The organism is Brevibacillus sp. TJ4 (genome assembly GCF_044627595.2).
Lineage (GTDB): Bacteria > Bacillota > Bacilli > Brevibacillales > Brevibacillaceae > Brevibacillus.
This window is the reverse complement of sequence record NZ_CP185865.1, coordinates 3609330-3626654: the sequence shown is the minus strand read 5'-3', so window position 1 is coordinate 3626654 and position 17325 is coordinate 3609330. Positions and strand designations below refer to the sequence as shown.

Sequence of the window (17325 nt, the reverse complement as noted above, 5' to 3'; positions counted from 1 at the left end):
CTCGTATATATGGCTTGGACAGAGTAAAGTGAGGGTAGATCAGCATGAAGATCGCGACTGTATTGCGAAACGACGACTATACACGGGAAGTGGAACAGGCTCTGAAGGAAAAGGTGGGAGCAGCCAGTAATACGTGCAGCTTCGTGGAAGGGCCCAATGACGAGCCTGACATGGTCATTTCCATCGGTGGTGATGGGACTCTGTTGGAAGCCGTCCATCAATACGGGTTCAAGCCAGCGTATGTCGGGATTCACACCGGTCACCTCGGTTTTTACGCGGACTGGCGTCCGGAGGAGCTCGACCGTTTTGTCCATATCTTGTTGGAAGAACAGCAGCCGTACATCGCTGAATATCCGACCGTGGCCTGCAAAATCACGACGCGAAACGGGGAGACGCACGACAAGTGGGCGCTAAACGAGCTCGTGTTGCGCAACAATTCACTGTCTACCCTGGTGGCGTGCGTATACATAAACGGGACTGAACTGGAGACGTTTCGCGGAGACGGTCTGATCGTCTCTTCGCCTTCGGGGAGTACCGCGTACAACAAGGCGGTCAATGGCGCGATCGTGCATCCGTCCATCGAAGCAATCCAGCTTTCTGAGATCGCCTCGATCAACAACCAGGCATACCGGACGATCAACAGCTCGCTTGTACTGCCCAAGCACCACGAGGTGGAGCTGATCGTGATGAACCCGCAAATCATGGTCGGACTCGACCGCGAACAAGGGGTCTGGAACGATGTCTGCTCGATTACATGCCGGGTAGGCAGCGAAAAAATCCGGTTCGCCCGCTACAAGAAACTGACGTTTTGGAGCCGTGTGCGCAACTCGTTTATTACCGGATAGCAAGGGGGAGGGGATATCGTGAAAAAAGTGGGGAGCATCCAGGGCATTTTTCGTCACCCGGTGAAGGCGATGCGCGGAGAGCAACTGCCAGAGTGCCAGGTCGACCAATTCGGACTGTACGGCGATCGCAGCCACTATTTTCTGGACGATTCGCGCAATGGAAAGTACCTGAGTGCCGACGTCGTGCCTGCGCTGCTGGGCTATCATGCGACGCTGGAGCAGGGAGACGGACAAGACCAGTACCCGGCAGTTCGCGTACAAGCGCCGGACGGCAGCCTGCACAACTGGGGAGAGTCGCTGTTCGCACATGTCGGCGAGACGGCTGGCAGGCCGGTCACTCCGCTGAAAAGCACGCCGCAAGAAGGCGGGAAGAACTGGGAAGACCACATCTTGGTGGTGACGGACGCCTCTTTACGCGAAATCTCTCGCATTGCAGGAGTCGATCCGCTCGATCCGCGCCGTTTTCGCGGCAATCTGCTGATTGTGCTGGAGGAAGACGAGCCTTTTGCAGAGGAGCGCTGGATCGGCAAGCAGCTCACGATCGGCGACGTAGTGCTGCAGGTCAACAGGACGTGTGACCGCTGCATGTACGTCAATGTCGACCCTGACACGCTAAAGCAAAACCCGGCTGTGCTGAAGGCGTGCTACCAGCGCAACGGCAATCAGTTCGGCGTCTACGCATCCGTGGTCGCTACCGGAACCGTGTCGCATGGAGACAGTGTGTACGTGTCCGAAGACTAGGAGAATCGTATTCTCCGCAAAAAAAGGCTGTAATGCAGTCCGTGTGACTGCACTACAGCCTTTTTCCTGTTCCCTGCTCTACCGCAGTTGTTCGTATACTTCCCGCAGGTTGGTATACCCGGCCTCCTGTGCCTTGACCAGGTACTTCCCCCACAATGTTCCGGCTGCTACAGCATCGCAATAGGCGTGGTGACGACGGGAGATCGGAATGTCGTGCATGGCGCACAAGGCGTCCAATGAACCATTTCCGATCGGGCTGCTCAACAAGCGGATCAACAGCATCGTATCCAGCGTCCGATGGGTGAACGGCCGGCGCCCCATTTTCCAAAAAGCAGAGCGGAAAAACTCGCGCTCATGCCGGGAATGGTGGGCGACGAGCGGTCGATTCCCGACATACTGGAAAAAGCGAGAGAGGGACGTGACGAGGTCCGGTGCGTCTGCCGCCATCTCGTTGGAGATCCCGGTCAGCTTTGTAATATGCGGGGGAATCGTTCGGTTCGGATTCACGAGCGTATAAAAGGAATCGCCCAGCAGCAGCTTTTCACCACGCATCGCCACGGCCCCGATAGAGATGATCGCGTCTCCGTGATTGGGGTAAAACCCGGTCGTTTCCAGGTCGACGACGACCACTTCGAGATCGTGAAGCGGCAGGTCGATGCCGGCGTCTGCCTCGCGCCTTTCTTTGTGCAAAGAGCGGAGGTACGCGAGATGCTGTTTGTCTGCTTCCATGGGGCCTGCTCCCCATTCGCTCGCTCTGCTTGCCGATTCCCTGTTGAGGTTCCACAAGCGGCCGAAAAGCTCCCATTTTGCCATGAGTAATCCCCCTAACCCTTAAAGACAGACGGCAGCTTTGCTGTCATGCGCTGCAGGCGTATGGCCAGCTTCATCGCGCTTCGTGCCATCGTTGTCGTGTCTGGTGACAATTCCTTCAGCTTGATGTAGCTGTAGCTGGCGTAGTGGCTGTCCTCCCAGTGCAGAGGCGTAACCAGGCGAAGCCCGAGCAATTGGCGAAACAGGTTGTCTACTTCGTCGCACAGGCTCGTGCTCCAGATACCGCGTTCGCGAAGCAGGCTAATTCGCTCCAGCGTAGAGCTGACAAAGATTCCATGCGCCAGCGCAAAATGCCGGACACAATTGACGATCGGCAGGTACACGCCGTACTTCAGGTTGATCGCCCCGCGGAACCGTCCCTGCACCTCGGGGATGACTCTGCCGAACAGGCCGAGCGGGACGCGGTAGTGCAGCGTATTGCTGACGAGCCGGTCGAGGAGCAGAGGATTGTTGGCCAGAAGCTGGCGAAACCGCTCCTGTACCGGGATGAGCAAACTATTCTCCCCGTATAGCACGCGAACATCGCTAGCCAACAGCAAGTATCGGGCATGTTCCCAGGTCGGATTGGCGACCCAGCCCTCCAGCTTCATCACCCACTGATCGACAGTGCCTCGCCAGCGCCTGGACACGCAGGTGACGTTGCCGTGGCAGGGGGGATAGCCGATTTCCTCCAGGCCCTGGACGATCATCGCTGCCAGCACGTTGTAGTAATCGTGTACCTGCTGTTGTTCTTCTTCGCTCAGGTGGGGAGGCAGCTCGTAGATCAATCCGTTGTCCTGGTCGCTGACAAACGCCTGCTCACAACGCCCGCCGCTGCCAAACTGGAGAAAAGCAAAAGGAGAGGGAGGTCCTCCCAATCCTTTTTTCTCCAATTCTTTTACGGAAAGGTGTACACCCTGCCGAATCAGGTTGTCTTGAATCAAATTGACGACGATCACTAGTGGTGCCAGCTCTCCGGATCGTTTGAGCGATTGGATGTGCCCCAGGTCCAGGAGCTGTCGCCGCAGGGCAGCGAGTTCCTGGAAACTGGAGGCATGCTTGATTTGGTGCAATTGCTCAGGAGAGAGTGTGAGAGGAGACACCTGTGCTCTTTTGATTGCTGTTGGACTGCATGATTTCAGGGTATCCGTAGACTCCGTGTTCGCTGATGTCAAGGCCGACCACCTCTTCCTCCTCTGTTACTCGAAGACCCATGACAGCTTTCAGTACATACAGGATAATAAAGGAGACGATACCGACGTACACCATCGTAGCGACAATGCCGAGCGCCTGAACGCCAAGCTGTGCAAAACCGCCGCCGTAGAACAGGCCAGGGCCGCCTACGCCGACTTGTTCGGCCAGCTCAGGGGTAGCAAACAATCCGTTTGCCAATGTCCCCCAAATCCCTGCCACACCGTGTACGGAGAAGGCGAAGATCGGATCGTCGATGCCTTTGCGGTCAAACCAGATTGCTGTATAGAATGTAAGAATACCGGAAACAGCACCGATGACGACTGCTGCCCACGGATCGACGAAGGCGCAAGATGCGGTAATTGCCACCAGTGCGGCGAGTACGCCATTGAGCATGCTCGGGATGTCCGCTTTGCCCATGACGATCCAGGAAATAGCCAGGGCAGCAACTGCGCCTGCTGCGGTAGCGAGATTCGTGGTCATCGCCACATAGCCGAAAAATCCGTCAGCAGTTCCCAAAGTAGAACCTGCGTTGAAACCAAACCAGCCGATCCAGAGGAACAGTACGCCAAGTACGGAATACACCTGGTTGTGTCCCGGGATCAGGTTGGAGCTGCCGTCGCGGTTGTATTTGCCGATCCGCGGCTTCAGCATGATCGTAGCGACGAGCGCGACGACTGCGCCTTGCAGATGGACGACCGTGGAACCGGCGAAGTCCTGCTTGCCCAGTTCTCCCAACCAGCCGCCACCCCATACCCAGTGGCCAACAACGGGATAAATAAGTACAGTAAACAGTACGCTAAAGATAAAATATACGGATAATTTGGCGCGTTCGGCAAAACCGCCGAAGGCAATGGCCAGAGAGACGGCACAAAACGCCAGCTGAAACAGGAACAGAATCGTGACGGGTACAGAGCCTCCTGCAAAAGCGGAGAACGATGCTTCCACCTGTGCAGCTGATCCGTCAAAGAAGAATCCGGTGAGTCCGAGGAACGCGTTGCCATCCCCGAATGTCAAGCCAAATCCGAGGGCCCAGAATGCGAGTGTGCAAAGGCCGAAGGTGAGAATTTGCTTACCTGCGATGTGGCCTGCATTTTTCATCCTCGTCGATCCGGCTTCCAGCAGCGCAAAACCCATTTGCATCATAATTACCAGAATAGCGGAGATCATCACCCATGTGGCATCAATGTAAGAGGCGAGTTGTTCCAAGGTAAGTTCCATGCAATCCACTCCTTTTTTGTGTCAGATATTCTAACACAATTTTATTTATGTCAGATTATATGACATGAATTGTGGGATTGCAAATATTTTTTGAAAAAATATGAAAAACAAATTGTGGGAATTTGCAGCTTGGTTTCAAAGGAGGAAAAAGCGATGGTTCCACAGGCGGATCGCATCATTATTGTAGAAGGAAAGACAGACCGGGAGAGGTTGCAGCGTGTGCTGGCCGAGCCCGTCCCGATCTATTGTACATACGGCTCCTACAGCGTGGAAAAAGCGGAGCGTCTGGCAGAGCTGACGGAGGAGGCCAGCGAGCTGTTTCTGTTTATGGACGAGGACGAAAGTGGAAAAAAGCTGCGGCGGCAAATGGCTGAAGATTTTCCCGACGCGCTTCATCTATATACGCAAAAAGCGTACGGGGAAGTTGCCCGTACGCCGCTGGATGTGCTGGCGGACATTTTGGAGCGGGCCGGGTTTGCCGTAGAAAAAGGATAAAAGCCAAAATCCTCGGCAATAACAAGAGTATATGGATTGCTGGAGGTGCGATGAGCATGAATGGTTTTGCGTCCTTTTTTAACCGGATGAATATATGGTGGTGGCTGCTGGGCATTTTCGTAGCCCATCTGTTGTGGTACCTGGCGATCGGGACGGCTACCTGGCTGGCCACATCCCTGCTGGCTACTGCTTTTTACGGCGTCGTCCTGCTGGTCTGCAAGCTGGTGGCAAGCAAGTACAGGGACAGGGAAGGCAGCAGGTAGCGAACCGTGTCAGCGAATATTACAAAAAGCCGTACTGCAAGGCGAGGATGATTGCGCCCAGTATCCAGACGTAGATGGCAAAGCCCTTCATCGAACCGGTGCTGATGACTTTCATCATCCAGCGTATGGCAAAGTAGCCGGCGATCGCGGCACAAATGGTGCCGACCAGCATCGGTGCCAAGGCAGCCGTCTCGACGGGCTGCTTGACCAGTTTGACGGTTTGCAGCGCGGAGGCGCCGAGAATGGCGGGCAGGGACAGCAGAAAGGAAAAGCGGGCGGCGTCTGCCCGTTCGATCCCGCGCAGCAAAGAGCCGGCAATCGTCAAGCCGGAGCGGGAAATAGCGGGCAGGATAGCAGCTCCCTGCAAGGTTCCGATGAACAAAGCGTCGGTGTAGCTGATCTGATCGAGGGTACGCTTGCCTTTGGGCATCGATTCGACCGTCCAGAGTATGACCCCGGTGGCGAGGAACTCCCAGCCGATGGTTGCTCCGGTGCGGGAGATCTCTTCAAAATAATCTTCAAAGGCAAGGCCGATGACTGCTGTGGGAATCGTACCGACGATGAGCAGGCGAGCCATTTTGCCGAACGGATTTGTGGCCAGCTCCTTGATGTGCGGCCAGAAGACGATGGCGATGGCGATCAAGGTTCCGAAGTGCAGCATCGTGTCAAACAACAACCCGATTTCCTGCAAGCCAAACAGCTGGCGAAACAGCACGAGATGGCCCGTGCTGGAAATGGGCAAAAATTCGGTCAGGCCCTGGACGATTCCGAGGAAAATGTGTTCAAGCAAAAGTGTCATAGTGAGGATCACTCCTATCGGCATATGAGTCCGCTACTGTCATATGTATGTCCGATTTTTCCGGACTTGCCTCTTTTGATGACACAACGCTCGCAGGCTTTGCGCGAAAAAGTTGTGGAATTTTCCCTGTGCCTACAGGTATATTTAAGGGTGCATCAATCGGACGAGAGTGAGGAAGCGATGTTGAGAGCAAACAAACAAAAGGGAACGAACGCTGCCGCAGGCAAGCTCCAGGCCGGGATGATCGTGGAGATGCAGGTGGCGCGGAAAAAAGAAATCGGATACTTTCTGACCGACGGTAGCGAAGAGGTCTTTCTCCATCAAAGCGAAGCGACAGATGATTTGCGCCAGGGAGATCGGGTGCAGGTGTTCCTGTACCATGACCACGAGAATCGCTTGGCAGCGACGATGGCGATGCCGCATGTGGCGCTTGGCGAGTACGGCTGGCTGGAAGTCGTCGACATGTCCGCGCGATTGGGCGTGTTTTTGGACAACGGGACGAAGAAGGACTTGCTCGTGTTCGTCGACGACCTGCCCAAGCTGCAGGACGAGTGGCCGCGCCCCGGAGATCGGCTGCTGGTGACACTGAAGCGCGACAAGCTGGGAAGGCTGCTGGCCAAGCCAGTCACAGAGGAAGAGGTCGTCAAAATCGCCCAGCCAGCCGATGCGAGCATGAAAAACAGGCAGGTGGAGGGCACAGTCTACAAGGTCATTCAGGCCGGCGCGTTTTTGCTGACAGAGGATGAGCAAATTTTGTTTGTCCATCGCGAGGAAATGACGGAGCGACTCCATCTCGGACAGACGATCCGCTGCCGCGTCAGCTTCGTCCGCGAAGACGGAAGAATGAACGGGTCGATGCGGGAGAGAAAGGAAGTCCAGTACGGGGAAGACGCCGACAAGCTGTTGCGTTACCTGCTCCACCGCGACGGAGCTATGCCCTATACGGACGACACGCCTGCGGAAGTGATTCGCGACAAGTTCCAGATGAGCAAATCCAGCTTTAAGCGGGCGTTGGGCAAATTGATGAAAGAGCGGAGAATTGAACAGAAGGACGGTTGGACAAAAATCGTCAAAACCGATTGAAAAACCTCCCCTGCGGCCAGGCTGAACCGGCTTGGCGCAAGGGAGGTTTTTTGCTGGATAGTGCTACGCTTGGATTTGTTCCGATTGTTTCACTTTACGGTTTTTATACAGAGAGAAGCAGAAGCCGGCTGCCAATACGGTAATTCCGATTGCATCAGTCTGCCAGCCAGGGATGACAGCCAGGACGCCGCCAGCTACGGCGAGAAGACGCTCCGCTACATTCATCTTGGTCATCCAGTATCCGATCAATCCAGCACCTACACCGATCATGCCCAGAATGGAGGTGAGCATCACCCACATAGATTCGAGGAATGTAGTATCAATCAAGAGCAGAGCCGGTGAGACGACAAAGATGAAGGGGGCCATGAAGGCTGCGATGGCGAGCCTGGTCGATTCGACACCGGTTCGCATCGGCTTCGACTTGGCGATCCCTGCGGCGGCGAAAGCAGCCAGAGCGACGGGAGGCGTAATGTCTGCCACGATCCCGAAGTAGAATGTAAACATGTGAGCAGCAATTTCCGGAACGCCCAGTTGAACGAGGGAAGGAGCAGCCACAGTCGACGTAATGATGTAGTTTGCCGTGGTCGGTGTACCCATCCCGAGAATCAGCGAAGCGATCATCGTAAAGAGCAATGTCAGGAAGAGGTTTCCTCCTGCCAGATCGATCAGACCGTTGGCCAGCTTCAGCCCGATGCCGGTCAGTGTTACCGTACCGACGATAATACCCGCACAGGCGGTAGCGGCGATAATTCCCAGCGATACGCGGGCACCTGCGGCAAGTGCTGCCAGGATGTCCGCGATAGACATCCGCGTCTCCTTGCGAAAAGCACCGACGACGACAGTGGAGACAATCCCGATAATCGCAGCCCTCTCCGCTGACATATTCGTCATCAACGCACCGATAATGATCAAGATCGGCAGCAACAAATACGATTTTCTCAACACTTCTTTTTTGTTCGGAATTTCATCCTTGGTCAATCCGCGAAGACCAAGGCGTTTTGCTTCAAAGTGCGTAATAATCCAGATACCGGTAAAATACAGGATCGCAGGCAAGGCAGCAGCCTTGATGATTTCCATGTACGGAACACCGATAAATTCTGCCATCAGGAAGGCGGCTGCCCCCATGATCGGCGGCATGATTTGTCCCCCGGTAGAGGAGGAAGCCTCGACGGCACCGGCAAATTCCGAACGATACCCCAAACGCTTCATCAAGGGAATCGTAAAGGCTCCGGATGTGACGACGTTGGCGACTGAGCTTCCGCTGATCGTTCCCTGCAAGGCGCTGGAGAAGACCGCTACCTTGGCTGGACCGCCAATCCGCCGTCCTGCGACGACCAAGGCGAGATCGTTGAAGTATTCGCCCACACCTGTCTTTTCCAAAAATGCGCCGAACAGGACGAACAAAAAGATAAAGGTGGAGGACACGGCCAATGGCGTGCCGAGAATGCCTTCCAGGGTGAAGTAGCTGTGACCGATGATCCGTGTCACGCCGCTTCCGCGATGCTCGAGGAAGCCTGGCATGTACGGTCCGAAATACGTATACAGCAAAAAGATAGAGGCGATGATGGCGATAGGCAGACCGACAACCCGACGTGCTGCTTCCAGGACGAGCAAAATGGCGATGCCCCCGACAACTAAGTCCATGGTGGTATAGTTGCCTGTACGCGTGACTAGCCCTTCGTAGTCAAAAACCCAGTAGAGCGTCACAAAAACGCTTAACAAACTGAGCACAAGATTTAGCAATCCGATTTTTCCTTTATTGCCGCCGCGTTTTCCCGCGTAGAGCAGATAGATCAAGCCCAGTCCGAATGCCAGGTGAATAGGGCGGTGTATTTGCGGCGGGAGGGTAAGAAACAGGGTGTAGGCGAGCTGATAGACGGAAAAAAGCACCAGCAGTCCAAAGACGATCCACTTCATCGGTCCATCGTACTGTTTTACCGCGGACTCTTTGTCGTACTTGGCGATCATTTCTTCCATTTCTTGCTGTGTCATGTTGTTGGTTGTACTCATCTAGTATCCTCCAATCTCATTTAGAATCGATCGCTTTTCCACCTGAATCGTAATCGCCGCCCCCGGCGCGTGCAGGGAGCCGAGCGGAATTTCCGTTCCTGAAAAAAGCAATGTATGGCCAGCCCGTACCTGTCCGATAAACAGATGGAGGGCGGGAAAATGGCGGTTCATGTTCCGAATGTGAAACTGGCCGTCTTGGATGTCCAGCTTCTCACCCGGCGCTAATTCGTTTTCCATGCCGATACCGTAATCGTGAAAGGACATTTCCGTCAAGATGATCTGTCCGTCGTGTATGCGGTATTTCTCTTCAACCAAAGAGCGATGGATGGAATGAGTCCAGCGAAGGCCGAATGTGCTGTCTTCACTGATGCGGCTGCTCCACACCAGTTGCAGTGAATGAGTATCGCGAATGACCAAGGAGGGGATTGCAGGAATGCTGATGCAAATCGTACCTGCGAGCAGGAGGAGTAGTATGGAGAAAAGGCGGAGCTGACTCCGCCTTTTCTTGCCACTATGTTCTGGCCTCACAAGCATCAAACCTTATTGTACGCCGTGTTCGTCAAAGTACTTCTTTGCACCTGGATGAACAGGAATGCTCACACCTTGCAGGGCGTTTTCCAGTTTGATTTCTTTTGCTTTTGCATGTCCCAGTTGGTCGATGTTTTCGAAGATGGCTTTGGTTACCTTGTAGACCAAATCTTCGCTCAGATCGGAACGAATCACGAGCATGGATTTGACCGATACGGTTTCAACCTCTTCCGGCACAGTTTGATATGTGTTGGCTGGAATGGTGGTTTTTACATAGAACGGATATTTTGCGATGATCGCGTCGATTTTGTCCGCATCAATCGGAATGATTTTTACGCCTTTGGTAACTGCCAGCTCGGTAATCGCAGCAGTTGGCGTACCCGCTGTTTGGAAAGCAGCGTCCAGTTGTCCATCCTGGATTGCTTTTGCCGAATCAGCGAAGGAGAGGCGTTGCAGTTGGATATCGTCGAAAGTCAAGCCGTATGCTTCGAGAATTTGTTCTGCGTTCTTTTCCGTACCGCTGCCTGGAGAACCTACAGAGACGCGCTTGCCTTGCAGGTCCGCTACACTTGCGATGTTGCTGTCAGCGGAAACGACGATTTGGATGGTTTCATCGTACAGAGCGCCCAATGCCTGGAACGCGTCGATTTTTCCATCTTGCTCGAACATGGCTGTACCGTTGATCGCGTATTCTGCGATGTCATTCTGGATGAAAGCGATATCTGCTTGCTGGTCGCGAAGAAGGCGGACGTTTTCCGCAGAAGCGCCAGTAGATTGGGCAGTTGCGGTTACGCCTGCATTTTTGGTGATTTGATCAGCCATACCGCCACCCAAAGGATAGTAAGTTCCGCCTGTACCGCCAGTTGCGACGATCAGTTGGCTCGGATCGTTGTTGGCTGGAGCTGGAGTTTCGCTGGAGCCCCCGTTGGCTTCCGTGTTGGTGTTGCCACCGTTAGCGTTGTTGCTTGTGCCGCCGCCACATGCTGTTACCAGGGCTGCGGTAAGAAGCAGGGTCAAGGAGAGTAACAAACCACGCTTTTTCAATTGAATTCCCCCTATCTTATCATCTGTTTCTTTGTTACTACGTAATTGTATGTATATGCCTATAAAAAACTACAAAAAACTATACAAACTTATAGTAAAATAAGAACAATCACTACATGAAAGAGCCGGAATGAACATGCGAATGCGAGAAAGTGTTTTGATTTTGATCATCATGCTGGTATCGGTGCCGATCGCCGGCGAGCTGAAGCTCCATCCCTTTCAGGATGATTTTCGCATCAGCTTCGGAACGACTGCGTTTTTCTTCTTTTTGCTCTGGCTGCGGCCTTCGTTGCTGGCTGGGGTTCTGACAGGAGCGGTTGTAGTCCTGTTTCGCGTAGGGCTTGACTGGCTGTATGCGGAACACTTCGTCTGGGATATTTCGCTCTATCTCCACCTGCCTGCATTTTTCTTCTATGCGACATTTGCCTCGCTGTTCGCGCTGTTTCGCGTCAACCACTTGCATCATCGGCCGTTGCTGGTCGGCTTGCTGGGGACGGTCGTGGAAATCGCGGCCAACCTGGTCGAGCTGTTCTTCCGTTCGCCCGTCTGGGAAAACGTCTTCCAGTTTTCCGTCATCGGGCCGATCGCTGTCATCGCCTTGATTCGCAGCTTTTTTGTGCTCAGCTTTTTCAATATTATCAAGCTCAGGCAAGCCGTCTGGATGGAAGAACAACAGCGCCATCGCAACGAGCGCGTGCTGCTTCTGGTATCCAACCTGTACGAAGAATCGATCCACCTGAAAAAAACATTGCAGCAAGTAGAGGATATTACGCGTGAATGCTACGAGCTCTATCGGGAGCTGAAGGAGCAGGGGCAAGGAGAACGGGATCAGCGCTATTCCCGGCAGATGCTGATGATCGCAGGGCAGGTCCATGAAGTCAAAAAGGATAATCAGCGCATCTACGCAGGTCTGTCCAAGCTGATTTCCGACGAGAACGAGCGGGACAACATGCCGCTTGCCGAGCTGCTCTCCATCGTCGTGCGCGCCCATGAAAAGTACGCGCAAATGCTGGACAAGGACATATCGTTTACGAGCACCTTGGATGCACCGAATTTTCCTTGCCACATCTACACGACGCTCTCCCTGGTCAACAACCTCGTCGCCAATGCAGTCGAAGCAATTGAAGACAGCGGGCACGTCTGGATTACGGTAACGGCGTCGGAGACGGAACAGTGGCTCCAGTTTGCAGTAGCCGATGACGGACCCGGGATTTCCGTGAGGGACAAGTCGATCTTGTTCATGCCTGGATTTACGACAAAATACGATGAGTCTGGCCGCCCGTCCACCGGAATTGGTCTGAGCTACGTAAAGGAAGTTGTGGAGAGCTTGCAAGGCCAGATTGAGATCGCAGAGAAAGTCGACGGCGCCTCTACAAGTTTTGTGATTCGCCTGCCACAAGCAAGTCTCGTGCAAAAAGGGTGAGAAGGTACATGCGTTTTTTTATTGTTGATGACGATCCTGCTGTTCGCTCCATGCTCACCCAGATTATCGAGGATGCTGATCTGGGAGAGGTGTGTGGCGAAGCGGAAGACGGTTCCATGATCGATGGCGACTACCTGGAATGGAAGCGAATAGACATCCTGTTGATTGACCTGCTGATGCCGAAACGGGACGGAATCGAGACGATCCGTACGTTGCAGTCTTTTTCAGGGAAAATCGTCATGATCTCGCAAATCGAATCCAAGGAAATGATCGCAGAGGCGTATTCGCTCGGAATCGAGTATTATGTAACCAAACCGATCAATCGGCTGGAAATCATCAGCGTCCTGCAAAAGGTGTGCGAGCGATTGTTGCTGCAGCAGTCGATCGAGGACATCCAGCGTTCCCTGCGTGTCTTGTCGGTCGCCCCTGGCCGCAAGAGAGCCGTCAATACGGAGAGCGGCATACGCTCGGCAGCCAAATTTCTGCTGACCGAGCTGGGCATGATCAGTGAAAGCGGCAGCAAGGATTTGCTCGCTGTGATCGATTATTTGCAGCTTTGGGAGCGGGCGCACGAAGGAAGCGGCCACTTTCCCTCCCTCAAAGAGATGTTCTCCAGCGTGGCGGCAGCCAAGTTGAATACGACGGACGACGTGCAGATCCAAAAGGAAGTCAAGGCGACGGAGCAGCGCGTGCGCCGGGCGATCGATCAGGCATTGACCCACATCGCATCGCTCGGACTTGCTGATTACGGAAATCCGAAATTTGAGAATTACGCCACGACTTTCTTCGATTTTACCGAGGTGCGCAAACGGATGATGGAGATGGAGAGCAGCGAGCAAGCGGTCATTTCCACGGCGCGAATCAACACGAAGAAATTTTTGCTCGTCCTGTTTATGGAGGCAAAGCGGTACAGCGAGATGTAGCGAAAGCATCATCATTTTGGTTGCCCGCAACAATTGTGGTAAGATAACACTATTGTTGTCTGTTTGGAGGGAAACAAGTGAGTCAACTACGAAATCCCTGGCAGTTGCTCTTTCGGGTATACCGCTATGTACAGCCTGTGTTGGAAAGGGAGTTTGCTGCCTGGAAACGGCGGGCAGAGGCGATTCCCGACCCGGAATTGAAAAAACAAGCGTTAGCCAGCATCGAGACGAAAAAGTTTCATTGTCAGGGAGGAAGCGTATACGCCGCACAAGTCATTCCTCACGTGGAGACGATTGTGCCGCTCATTGTGGCGTACCAGACCATTAGCGACTACCTGGACAATTTGTGCGACCGCAGCACGTCGCTGGACCCCCAAGACTTTCGTCAATTGCACCGGTCCATGCAGGACGCATTGACACCCGGCGCCCCTCTGCAAGACTACTACCATTATCGGTTGGAAAAGGAGGACGGCGGCTATTTGGCCAGCCTCGTCCAAACCTGTCAGCATTTCGCGGCCAGGCTGCCTGCATACGCGAATGTGCAGGAAAAGGTTTTGGAGTTTTCCACCCTGTACAGCGACCTGCAAGTGTACAAGCACATTGAACCCCGTTTGCGGGAAGGCGAGCTGCTCGCCTGGTGGGACAAGTACAAAGCAGGGTATCCAGATTTGAAATGGCAGGAATTTGCCGCTGTTACCGGTTCTACGATCGGAATTTTTGCCTTGTTTTGCCTGGCAACCGATGAAGCAGTCACGCCAAAACAGATCGAAGCCGTATGCGAGGCGTACTTCCCCTGGCTATGCGGACTACATATTTTGCTCGACTACCTGATTGACCTGGAGGAAGACAGGCTGGGGGGCGATCTGAATTTCGTCAGCTACTACGAATCCGAGCAAGAGGCGACGAATCGCTTGCAATACTTCTACAAACAAGCAAAGGCAAGCGTCAGACGCCTGCCCAATCCTGCCTTTCACCGTATGATCGTAGATGGTTTGGTTGCCTTTTACCTGGCAGACCGCAAAGTAAATCCCGCTCAGCCGACCAGCTACACCATTGCAAAAAAATTGCTGCGCCAGGCAAAAGGCTTGCCATCCGTGCTCTTTTACGTCAACAGCTTGCGGGTACGCCGATAAATGCAGCGTAGACGCTAGCGCATGTGTTTACGCCTGTAGGAAAAGCCGAAACCCATCAGCAAAAAGGCCGTTACCAGGCATCCGACGATACCGAGGACGCTGTGCTCTCCGATGGAGATGCCTACTCCGATGAGGCAGATGGTTACACACAATGCCAAAGCCAATGTCACCACTTGATAACGATTCATCCGTCTGTACCTCCTAATCTGTCAATACAATCATTATACCTGATTTTTTGTGGAAGAACCCAAGCAAGATTCGGGAAACCCCGGTTTATTATTGAGCGAATTGGTGGAGACCGTAGATGGACAGGATTATACAGATTAAAAAAGAAAAGAAAACGATAGAAGGAACCGTTATCTATGAAGAAGGAGATTTGATTGAAGCCCTTTTTGAAACTGCCCCCGAGGTGGTGGTAGGAGATCAGCTTCCTTGTCTGCTCACTTCTGACTACGAGACCTTTGTCACCTTTCAGGGTGTCGTCTTGGCGAGAGAAAACAACCGTCTGTTTTTCTTCTACTCCCCGACGGTTGCGGAATTTCGCGAACAACGGCGGCGCTACCCGCGCTTTGATATGGACCTCAGGGGATGGCTGCAATACCCGGCGCAAGAGCCTACCTTGTTTTCAATCAACAGCCTGATGGTCGATCTGGTCAATCTGAGTCTGGGCGGAATGGCGTTTCGTTGCGACAGACAGGTGCCTTCCGAAGCTCCGCTCTATTTTTCGGCAGAGCTGTATGGACGCAACCGCCCCGACGGTGTCATTAGCGGGGAGATCGTCATTATCCACGAGCAGCATAAGAGCCCCTATTTCTTGTACGGCTGCAAGTTTCGGGGACTGACCTCACGCTACCTCCACAATTTGCGCAAGTACCTCCTTCAGCGGCAGCTCGACGAGCGACGCCAGCACTGCCGTGACAACTGAGCTTCATAAGCGCACCCAGATCCCGGACAGCATAATGCCGCCGGGAATTATTTTTGGTACAAGCGGTTCGGACTGCTGCTACTTGAAGTCGTCCAGGCCGTATTTTTTCATTTTGTTATAAAGCGTGCCGCGAGAGATGCCCAGCAACTCTGCTGCGGCTTTTTTATTGCCGTAGGTACGCTCGAGGGCAGCTTTGATCCGCTCGGGTTCGGCAAGCGGAAAATCAGCGGTGCGCGGAGCATATGCGAGCGGTGGGAGCGGCTCATCCGGTAGTGTATTGGCAGGACGAACAGCCTCCGCGTGAGGACGGATTACAGCAGGCAGGTGCTCGGGCAAAATGTACCCGTTTTCCTGCAAGATCGACAGCCGTTCGATCACGTTGCGCACCTGGCGGATATTTCCCGGCCAATGATAGGAGACAAGCGCCTGCATCACTTCCGGTGTGATGCGCGGAACAGCCTGTTCGTGCGCAACCGAATACTCCTGCAGGAAAAGCTGGACGAGCTCCGGCAAGTCCTCGCGCCGCTCCCGCAGAGGCGGTATTTCCAGGGAAAAGACGTTGAGCCGGTAGTACAGGTCTTCGCGAAAACGCCCTTCCGCCATCATTTGCTCCAACTGCCTGTTGGTAGCAGCGATGATGCGCGTATTCACCGTAATCGGTTCGGTTCCTCCGACCCGGTAAAACTGCTTCTCCTGCAACGCGCGCAACAGCTTTACCTGCAGTTCCAGCGGCAGTTCGCCGATCTCATCGAGAAACAGCGTTCCGCCGTGCGCCAACTCCAGCTTCCCTTTCTTCCCTTCCTTTTCCGCTCCTGTAAACGCTCCGCGATGATAGCCGAATAGCTCGGATTCAAACAGCGCCGCAGGAATCGCCCCGCAATTGATGGCGATAAACGGCTTTTCCCGACGTCTGCTCGCCTGGTGAATCGCCTTGGCGAACAGTTCCTTGCCCACGCCGCTCTCACCGTAGATGAGGACAGTCGCATCCGTCAAAGCGACCTTTTTCGCCGCCTGGATGGCTGATTGAATAGAAGCAGAGTGGCCTTTGATTGAATAAAATGGATCATCCGCAGCCTGAAAACGGTTCATCTCTTGCTGCAAATTGTGCAAGTTGGCTGTGGTGTGGGCCAATTCTTCGTTGAGCCTGACCAGCTCGGTAATGTCCTGCTCGATGGAAATCGCACCGATGATCTCGTCCTGCATCCGGACGGGCGCAGAATTGATCAGCACGTGGCGATCCGGTCGGGGGATATGGTACACCCGCTGAACCGTAGTGCCCTGGTGCAAGGCATCGAGCAAGCGCAAGGAGTCGCTGGAAAAATGCTGGTCCAGCGGCGTGCCGATGACGTGTTCCCGGTCGATCTCATAGATCGCTTCCGCGGACCGGTTCCAGAACTGCACGACGTTGTTGGCGTCGACGACGGTAATGGCTTCGCTCATCGTATCCATGAGCGTGCCGAGCAGCGCGGACTGGTACTGCGCGGTCTGGAAAAACAGGGCGAGCAGCTCGCTGGCCTGGTAGACGCCGCTGCGATCGCCGTGCTCGTCGACAGTGACGATGTGCGGCAAGCTCCTGCCGTCGAGTTTGTTCAACAGCTTCCAGATCGTCTCTCGTACAGGCTCCGTCTCCTGCACGATCCATTCCTCCCGTTGCTTCGCCTCGCTTGGGGAAGGATGCGTAAGCGGATCGTCAGCCTGCCGTTCGGGTGAGGAGAGCGGCCGGGCAAACTGTTGTACGGTCTGGTCGAGCGAGAAAAGCGGGTTCATTTTCATCACTTCCTGTCATGTACAGTGGTCTTCTTGATCAAAAGTGTATACGAATAAACATATTTTGTACATATATGTATAAATAATGTGAACAGATGTCGCAGCATGGTGAACGGGACTGGAT

At 54.0% G+C, this 17325-nt stretch carries 18 protein-coding genes; 9 read left to right on the top strand and 9 right to left on the bottom strand.

Going from position 1 to position 17325, the window contains the following annotated elements:
• Window positions 1-44 precede the first annotated feature (44 nt).
• Window positions 45-845, top strand: coding sequence for an NAD kinase (locus tag ACAF76_RS17770; protein WP_421617013.1), 801 nt, complete (start codon window positions 45-47; stop codon window positions 843-845).
• Between the two features lie 18 nt (window positions 846-863).
• A complete protein-coding gene (locus ACAF76_RS17765) occupies window positions 864-1586 on the top strand; it encodes an MOSC domain-containing protein (RefSeq protein ID WP_421617012.1) in 723 nt (240 codons plus the stop codon).
• A 78-nt stretch (window positions 1587-1664) separates the two neighbouring features.
• Here the strand turns inward: ACAF76_RS17765 and ACAF76_RS17760 are convergent, their stop codons facing one another.
• From ACAF76_RS17760 to ACAF76_RS17750, 3 genes are read right to left on the bottom strand one after another with little or no spacing between them, the layout of a single operon-like run.
• Entirely contained in the window at window positions 1665-2399 is a 735-nt protein-coding gene (locus ACAF76_RS17760; RefSeq protein ID WP_421617011.1) for an exonuclease domain-containing protein, read from the bottom strand.
• 11 nt (window positions 2400-2410) lie between these two features.
• On the bottom strand, window positions 2411-3499 hold the full coding sequence (locus tag ACAF76_RS17755) for a DUF294 nucleotidyltransferase-like domain-containing protein (protein WP_421617010.1): 1089 nt from the start codon (window positions 3497-3499) through the stop codon (window positions 2411-2413).
• Window positions 3474-4808: an ammonium transporter gene (locus ACAF76_RS17750; protein WP_421617009.1), complete on the bottom strand. Its 1335-nt coding sequence runs from the start codon at window positions 4806-4808 to the stop codon at window positions 3474-3476. Before ACAF76_RS17750 ends, ACAF76_RS17755 begins: the two co-directional genes overlap by 26 nt.
• A 153-nt stretch (window positions 4809-4961) precedes the next feature.
• On the opposite strand from ACAF76_RS17750, the gene ACAF76_RS17745 reads away from it, so the two are divergent.
• Window positions 4962-5303 carry a toprim domain-containing protein gene (locus ACAF76_RS17745; RefSeq protein WP_421617008.1) on the top strand — a complete coding sequence of 114 codons (342 nt, stop codon included), beginning with the start codon at window positions 4962-4964 and terminating at the stop codon, window positions 5301-5303.
• A 56-nt stretch (window positions 5304-5359) separates the two neighbouring features.
• On the top strand, window positions 5360-5566 hold the full coding sequence (locus tag ACAF76_RS17740) for a hypothetical protein (protein WP_421617007.1): 207 nt from the start codon (window positions 5360-5362) through the stop codon (window positions 5564-5566).
• Window positions 5567-5585: 19 nt separating this feature from the next.
• Here ACAF76_RS17740 and ACAF76_RS17735 read toward each other — a convergent pair whose 3' ends face one another.
• Window positions 5586-6365: an undecaprenyl-diphosphate phosphatase gene (locus tag ACAF76_RS17735; RefSeq protein ID WP_421617006.1), complete on the bottom strand. Its 780-nt coding sequence runs from the start codon at window positions 6363-6365 to the stop codon at window positions 5586-5588.
• Between the two features lie 240 nt (window positions 6366-6605).
• On the opposite strand from ACAF76_RS17735, the gene ACAF76_RS17730 reads away from it, so the two are divergent.
• Window positions 6606-7448: a S1 RNA-binding domain-containing protein gene (locus ACAF76_RS17730; RefSeq protein WP_421617927.1), complete on the top strand. Its 843-nt coding sequence runs from the start codon at window positions 6606-6608 to the stop codon at window positions 7446-7448.
• 63 nt (window positions 7449-7511) lie between these two features.
• Here ACAF76_RS17730 and ACAF76_RS17725 read toward each other — a convergent pair whose 3' ends face one another.
• From ACAF76_RS17725 to ACAF76_RS17715, 3 genes are all read right to left on the bottom strand, one after another.
• On the bottom strand, window positions 7512-9458 hold the full coding sequence (locus ACAF76_RS17725) for a TRAP transporter permease (RefSeq protein ID WP_421617005.1): 1947 nt from the start codon (window positions 9456-9458) through the stop codon (window positions 7512-7514).
• Complete coding sequence (locus tag ACAF76_RS17720) at window positions 9459-9875, bottom strand: DUF1850 domain-containing protein (protein WP_421617004.1); 417 nt, start codon at window positions 9873-9875, stop codon at window positions 9459-9461. It abuts the gene before it with no gap.
• Between the two features lie 123 nt (window positions 9876-9998).
• On the bottom strand, window positions 9999-11030 hold the full coding sequence (locus ACAF76_RS17715) for a TAXI family TRAP transporter solute-binding subunit (protein WP_421617003.1): 1032 nt from the start codon (window positions 11028-11030) through the stop codon (window positions 9999-10001).
• A 136-nt stretch (window positions 11031-11166) separates the two neighbouring features.
• Between ACAF76_RS17715 and ACAF76_RS17710 the strand changes: the two genes are divergently transcribed.
• The 3 genes from ACAF76_RS17710 to ACAF76_RS17700 all read left to right on the top strand — a co-directional run bounded on the left by ACAF76_RS17710 (window position 11167) and on the right by ACAF76_RS17700 (window position 14509).
• Entirely contained in the window at window positions 11167-12453 is a 1287-nt protein-coding gene (locus ACAF76_RS17710) for an ATP-binding protein (RefSeq protein WP_421617002.1), read from the top strand.
• Between the two features lie 8 nt (window positions 12454-12461).
• Window positions 12462-13376, top strand: a complete 915-nt coding sequence (locus ACAF76_RS17705; RefSeq protein WP_421617001.1) for a response regulator — start codon at window positions 12462-12464, stop codon at window positions 13374-13376.
• Window positions 13377-13453: 77 nt separating this feature from the next.
• Window positions 13454-14509: a tetraprenyl-beta-curcumene synthase family protein gene (locus ACAF76_RS17700; protein WP_421617000.1), complete on the top strand. Its 1056-nt coding sequence runs from the start codon at window positions 13454-13456 to the stop codon at window positions 14507-14509.
• A 14-nt stretch (window positions 14510-14523) separates the two neighbouring features.
• On the opposite strand, the gene ACAF76_RS17695 is transcribed toward ACAF76_RS17700, so the two are convergent.
• Window positions 14524-14697 (bottom strand): DUF5325 family protein, encoded by a 174-nt coding sequence (locus tag ACAF76_RS17695; protein WP_421616999.1) that lies wholly within the window; start codon window positions 14695-14697, stop codon window positions 14524-14526.
• Between the two features lie 116 nt (window positions 14698-14813).
• Between ACAF76_RS17695 and ACAF76_RS17690 the strand changes: the two genes are divergently transcribed.
• Window positions 14814-15434: a PilZ domain-containing protein gene (locus tag ACAF76_RS17690; protein ID WP_421616998.1), complete on the top strand. Its 621-nt coding sequence runs from the start codon at window positions 14814-14816 to the stop codon at window positions 15432-15434.
• Between the two features lie 78 nt (window positions 15435-15512).
• On the opposite strand, the gene ACAF76_RS17685 is transcribed toward ACAF76_RS17690, so the two are convergent.
• Window positions 15513-17201: a sigma-54 interaction domain-containing protein gene (locus tag ACAF76_RS17685; protein WP_421616997.1), complete on the bottom strand. Its 1689-nt coding sequence runs from the start codon at window positions 17199-17201 to the stop codon at window positions 15513-15515.
• Between the last annotated feature and the right edge of the window lie 124 nt (window positions 17202-17325).